Below are 4,875 nucleotides of genomic sequence, written 5' to 3'. Positions count from 1 at the left end.
TGGGAGATCCGCGACGACATCCACAAAGCGTTCCAAACCCTCGCCTGCGCCATCACCTGCTGGCGCCGACTCCAACGCTCAAAGAGTTAGGAGTTCTTAGTCTCTGCAGATCGCACCGCCGAACGAGCGACGCCCTAAACACGCTAGCCATGATCCTTGTGGTGGCGAGGTTGAGGAGGGCTCCGTGGATGTCGTCGCGGTGTTTCCAGCGGATGCGTAGACGTTCATACGTCGTACCAGGCGATCGTCCGCTCGACCACCCACCGGAACACACCGAGCCCGGAGCCGTGGGGCTGTCCGCAGCGAGCGATGCGCGGGCGGATGTCCTTGCCGCCTACCGCCTTGCGGTACTATTCGTGGCCGTAGGCACGGCCGGCGAACAACGCGTCGGGGCGCCGGCATGGCCGTCCGCGCCGACTATGTACCGGCGGGATCTTGTCGATCAGCGGGAGCATCTCGGTCACGATCGCCGGTGTTTTCTGGCCCTGCTCGCAGCCCAGGTGCAGCTTCGTGGTCAACCCGTCGCGGGACCGCCCCAGGGCGTGGTCGTCCGGCTCGATACTGACGCCACCGGGTGGTTCGGCCTGCAGATCCCCCTTTTCCGCGCCCGGCGGCATGCTGGTGGGCGCGAGCGCTGGTCGAATCCACGGACACATCCCAGGTGACCCGACCGGCCGCGTCCGCGAGGACCTGCAACGCGACGAGCACCTGCTTCCAGGTTCCATCGCGTTGCCACCTGCGGAACAGCGCATACACCGCCGACCAGGACCCATACTGCGGCGGCACATCCCGCCACGGGCAAACCACCCGAATCCGCCACCGAATCCCGCCGATCAACTGCCGCCTACTCCGCAACGACGGTCGACCCGACCGCTTCGGCGCCGGCAGCAACGGCGCCAGCACCGCCCACTGCACGTCAGTCAGGTCGAACCGCCTCATCACCGCTAGGGTGTCCACGAGGTCTCCGGTTTCAGGTTCTGCTTACTCGCTGAACCATCTACCGGAGACCTCGCCAAATCTCGATCTCCGACACGCGAAGATCCTTAAGTCAGCTCAAGCCCTGGCACCGACTTCGACAAAGGCCCTAGCGCCGACCGTCCAGTAACAGTCTCCGCAACACCGCAGCCTCTGCGGATTTGCCGAGTTGCATCACACCTCAACCATTTTCGTCGAAGAAGTGTAGACGGTGGGCTTTTGCCGCCGCTTCCCCCCGTGTGGATGCGTCCATCTTCATCAGAATTCTGGAAATATGCACACTAACGGTCTTGACGGAGATAAAGAGGTGGTTGGCGATCTGCCGGTTCGTCAGCCCTTCCGCGACCAGGCGGAGAACCTCGACTTCTCGCGCCGTCAGTCCAAACTCCGGCTTCTTGGGGATCACCATTTGTCTGCTCGGCGCTTCCGCGAGGGTGAGACCAGCTCGGCTCGCAGTAGCGTGAACGGCCATGACGAGCGGCATTGCGCCGAGCGCTTCGCCGATAGCGCGAGCGCGTCGGAGACGCTCAACGGCTTCTGTTCGGCTACGCCTCGCGATGAGCCCGTCGGTGGATCTGACTAGCGCCCATGCAAGCGGATACGGTTGGCCTGCCCGCTCCCATGCGTATAGCTCCGCTTCCCTTGCTTCGCGTCGCTGTGAAGCTGGCGAGGCTTCCGCCACAAACGACGCGCGCCATGCACGGTCCACGTCTGTCCTAACGGAGGTCGCCGATGCGGCCTCCTTCAGCCTCTCCATGTTATCTTGAGCGGCATGCATCTGTGGAAGCGGGAGTAGTCGTCCTTGAAGATTAGCCTGAAAGTGGGCCCGCGCCCCAGTAACCAGTAGCGGCCAAGCTCGACGCGGCGCTCGCTGCGCCGGGTGACTGACAAGAGCATCTAGGACGGCCAACAGCGCACGTTGCGGATCCTCTTGAGCTATTAGAAAATTCGCCTCGAATGCCGCTTGGGCAAATTGGTTCGTTGCCGTGTCCCACGAGTCGCTGGACAAATCATGGATCTCGTCAAGGATCCGCGCCGCCGACCCAAATTCACCACGTGCAACAAGAATCTCACCTTGCGTCGCGAGAATGGCGGCACGGTATCCTTTAGGTGGCTCAAGTTCGAGAGAGTGGGTGAGAACCTCCAGCGCCTCGTTCCACTCCCCTAAAGAGAACAGGGCCTCCGCGAGAGTGCCGGCAAGTGGAACACCAAGTGTCCGAGCTAGACCCACCTCACCGGCCCTTCGAACCCCGATACGCGCAACCCCGGCCGCACCTGCAGCATCGCCCAACATCTCCAAAACCGACGCCTCGGCCATATACGAAGCGACAACAAGCATCGGCACCTTGATACGTTCGGCTTGATCTCTGGCCCTGCCAAAGTTGGCTCTGGCCACTTGAGTTTCACCTTCCTCAGCCAGCAGGCCAGCTAGCGTGATTATTGAAAGCGCTTCACTATAATCATCGTTGAGTTCCTTCCCTAGAGTAAGCGCATCACTAGCAAACGATCGTGCAGTATCCGGCCTACCTTCAGCCCAAAGACGGTATGCGAGGTGAGCAAGCAGACGGGACTTTAGCGAGGTCGGTGGCCCGCCGGAAAGCAGAGCCAAGGCTTCCTCTAGATCGGCGACAGCACCGGTGACACCAAGCCGTGAACGCATGCGAGCACGCCGCTCGAGGATTTGTGCTGCCAAGTTCATGTCTTTTTCGCACTTCGCAACTTGCAGGGCCTCAGATGCGATGGACATTCCAAGCTCGATATCACCGCTCTCGTCAGCGGCTTCGACAATGTCGCGTAGAACAACCGCGCGCGTGACGCCGATAACCGCAGACGGCTGTTCAACAAGACACCACAGTTCAAGTACCTGTCGAAGCATCTTCAACCGCTCGGGGTGCGCCAGTACATCTCGACCCTCTTGTGCGGCGCGCCATGTTGCCGCCAGGGCCAGCACCGGCATACCCGCTGCTGCCCAATGCCGGGCAACCTCGCCAGAGGCATGGCACAGCACCGGTGGCGCAAGGGACGGCTCCTGTTCAATCGCCTCGGCAAACCGTCGGTGAAGTCGCTTTCTTTCGCCTGGAAGTAAAAGCGATTCGTAGATCGCCTCAGCGATTAGCGCGTGCCTGAAACGGTAACCGTCGTGCGTTGGCAGCAGGATGCGCTCGCGCACTGCCGGGCGCAGCGCCTCGTCGAGTTCCTCATCCGACGTACCGGACACTGCGCCAAGGACATCGTGTCCCACTTCCGAACCACCGACGGCCGCGGCACGAAGGATGCGTTCAGTGGAAGGCGGAAGCCTCTCGATCGGAGCGATCAGAAGGTCGCGAATCCCACTGCTCGGCCGGTTCACACCAGAGGGATCTAGAAGCGCCTCTACAAAAAGCGGGTTCCCCTCGCTACGCCGGAAAATCTCATCGAGAAGCTGGGCCGCCGGTGGATGGCCCAGAACTGCCGTCGCTTGAAGCCCCACGTCGGTACGATGTAGGCCTTCCAACTTCATTTGAGCGACTCGAGCGTGACGCCCCAACTCAGAGATGGGACCGCGCAACGGATGAGCGTAGGGAAGGTCACGGAAGGTGAGGAGCGTAAGGAGTGGGATTTCGTGGGCGTTATTTACCACGTAAGCAATCAAATCCCAGGTGGACGGGTCCGCCCAATGCACGTCCTCAACAACGAGAGCGACGGGGTGGCCCTCAGACGTAAGATGTTCGAGTAAAGTCAAGAACGCATCGAACATCCGCGCTCGGGTACCCTCGTTGGCGGGCAGCGGCTCATCAAATTCTGGCAACAGCCAGGCGAGTCCACTGACGGCCGCCGGCGGTAGTGATGCGCGAAGGGCATCGAGGCCAACACGGCGTACCAATGACCGTAGGATGGCTACGAAAGGGGCATGGGATGGAGCATCGCCGAGGTTAAGGCAACCACCCACCAGAAACGTGGCATCCGGAGTGCGATTTCGGAAGTGATTAATTAGCGCCGATTTTCCAATACCGGCCTCACCGGTAACGAGGACTGTGATGGAGTGCCCGTCACGCACCTCAGTTAAGGCGGTCGTGAGGCGATCCATTTCCTCTAGGCGGCCAACGAAAGTCGGTTGCTTACTGTTCGCATCACTCATTAACTTCACCCACCCTCAGGATGCCTACCTATCGAAAACATGGAAGCCAGTCGTTTGGAGGCAAAGCCGGGGCTTAGGCAGCGGATAAAGAAGACATCGTTTGGATCCGTGTGCAGATTCGTCATTATGACAACTCCACCGAGGCTGCTCCCGGCCCAACAGGTCGGGTATGGTGCCGCAGTGGCCGTGCGTAGCCACGCGATGACAGGGTCAACGTTGTTGGTGCTGGTAGCACCTTAGCCCGTTCTGAGTGACGTCCACTACCGATTGCATCTGGCCGCAAGCCGGTTTCATCCGATGCGGCGTTTTCCGAGGACCGTCCTCCCCATTCGCTCCGACTACGGCATTTCTACACGGCTGTCGGGTTTGACGTGCATGCAGGGCTCGATCGTGGGTGCGGGCTGGACTCCCCGACCGGGCAGGTGTTCCGCCGACGGCCAGTGTCGTCTAGCTCAAGGTCCAGGAGGCTAGGAGGCCCAGAGGCCAGGAGAAGCTCAGTACCCCGCGATCGTCTACACCAGCCGAGCCGGTAGCCATCGTCCTTCATCGAGATGACCTCGGCGTGGTGGACGAGGCGGTCGATCATGGCTGCGGACGACGACGTCGTCTTCGCATCGGCGAGGCGGGACACCCATTGGGCCGGCGCTACCACGACCCCCGCTCCGACTTCTACAGCGCCCATATCAACTAGTGCCGCGTCAGGCAACGTTTGCCCCATAGGCCGGTGGGGCCCGGGTGATGCGGGCTGTCCTGGCCCGGGGCCTATTCTGCGTTCGTGGATG

2 protein-coding genes and 2 pseudogenes are annotated in these 4,875 nt (G+C 61.3%); all 4 read right to left on the bottom strand.

The window, feature by feature from the left end:
- Positions 1–350: 350 nt before the first annotated feature.
- Entirely contained in the window at positions 351–656 is a 306-nt protein-coding gene (locus tag AB0873_RS31670) for a hypothetical protein (protein ID WP_366604394.1), read from the bottom strand.
- Positions 657–765: 109 nt separating this feature from the next.
- A pseudogene (locus AB0873_RS31665) lies at positions 766–939 on the bottom strand (transposase); the annotation flags it as partial.
- A gap of 217 nt (positions 940–1,156) precedes the next feature.
- Positions 1,157–4,093 carry an AAA family ATPase gene (locus tag AB0873_RS31660; RefSeq protein WP_366604393.1) on the bottom strand — a complete coding sequence of 979 codons (2,937 nt, stop codon included), beginning with the start codon at positions 4,091–4,093 and terminating at the stop codon, positions 1,157–1,159.
- 523 nt (positions 4,094–4,616) lie between these two features.
- Positions 4,617–4,775 (bottom strand): annotated as a pseudogene (locus AB0873_RS31655) (ATP-binding protein); the annotation flags it as partial.
- Positions 4,776–4,875 lie beyond the last annotated feature (100 nt).

Origin of the sequence: Micromonospora sp. NPDC047707, assembly GCF_040704235.1 — a bacterium.
GTDB lineage: Bacteria > Actinomycetota > Actinomycetes > Mycobacteriales > Micromonosporaceae > Micromonospora.
The sequence above is the reverse complement of the archived record's forward strand: the minus strand, read 5'-3'. Positions and strand labels throughout refer to the sequence as shown.